At 68.2% G+C, this 1,253-nt stretch carries 1 protein-coding gene; it reads left to right on the top strand.

Features of this window, described 5'->3' with window-relative positions:
* Window positions 1–280 precede the first annotated feature (280 nt).
* The coding region (locus HPO96_RS37415; protein ID WP_171679234.1) for a cytochrome c biogenesis protein/redoxin at window positions 281–1,253 on the top strand (973 nt) is incomplete at its 3' end.

Raw genomic sequence — 1,253 nt, 5'->3', positions numbered from 1 at the left:
CGGCTGGGACGCGGGGGTGTCGCTGGAGTTGCTGTCGCCACCGCCACAGGCCGCCGTCGCGAGGACGAGGACCACGGCAGACGCGGCGAGGCCGGCGCGAACGAACTTCTTGGACATGACGATCTCTCTTTCGATGGGTGGGGCTGGCGACTACACCTCTCCTTCGCCGCCGCGGCCACCCCGGATGGGTCCCGATCCCAGCTTTCTTCCGACCCATCCGTTCCGGGTGCCAGGACCGAAGAACCGTTGCCCTGCCCAAGTACCAGCCCGGGAGATCCTGATGCTCACCCTCGCCTTCATCGGATTGGTCGGCGGTCTGATCACCGGGGTATCGCCCTGTGTGCTCCCCATGCTGCCGATCATCTTCTTCGCCGGCACCGCCGGTAAGCCCACACCACAGCAGCCCCGCGCGGACGGCGACGTCCTCGTCGAGGAAGTCGAGATCGCCAAGCCCCGCAGGGATTTCCGGCCACTGAAGATCATCGCCGGGATCGTCGTCAGCTTCAGCATCTTCACGCTGGCGGGCTCGGTGATCCTGTCCGCGCTCGGCCTGCCGGACAGCTTCCTGCGCTGGGGCGGGCTGACCGTCCTGACCCTCGTCGGCCTCGGCCTGATCTTCCCCGCCCTCGGTCACTGGATCGAGAAACCCTTCTACCGGCTGCCCAAGATCAACCGGAACGACAACGGCGCGTTCGTCCTCGGTCTCGGCCTCGGCACCCTGTACGTGCCCTGCGCCGGCCCGGTCCTGGCCGCGATCACGGTGGCCGGCGCGACCGGCAACGTCGGCTGGCGGACCGTCGTCCTCACGGTCTCCTTCGCGATCGGCGCCGCCCTGCCGCTGCTGATCTTCGCCTCGGCCGGCTCCCGGATCTCCCAGCGGGTCAAGGCCTACCGCGATCACCAGCGCGCGTTCCGGATCGGCGGCGGGATCGTGATGATCCTGCTCGCGATCGCGCTCGCCTTCAACATCACCGACGTCATCCAGCGCTCGCTCCCGTCGTACACGAGTGGCCTGGAGAAGAAGGTCGCCGAGAACAAGACCGTCCAGGGCGTCCTCGCCCCGGCCCTCGGCAAAGGCGGGCAGGAGCTGGCGAAATGTACGCCGGGCGCCGCCGAACTCGCGACGTGCGGCGCCGCGCCGGAGTTCACCGGGACGCAGAAGTGGTTCAACACCCCGGGCGGCAAACCGGCGACGATCGCCGGGCTCAAGGGCAAAGTGATCCTGGTCGACTTCTGGGCCTACTCCTGTATCA

The organism is Kribbella sandramycini (assembly GCF_013131805.1).
GTDB lineage: Bacteria > Actinomycetota > Actinomycetes > Propionibacteriales > Kribbellaceae > Kribbella > Kribbella sandramycini.
This window is presented reverse-complemented; position numbering and strand designations above follow the sequence as displayed.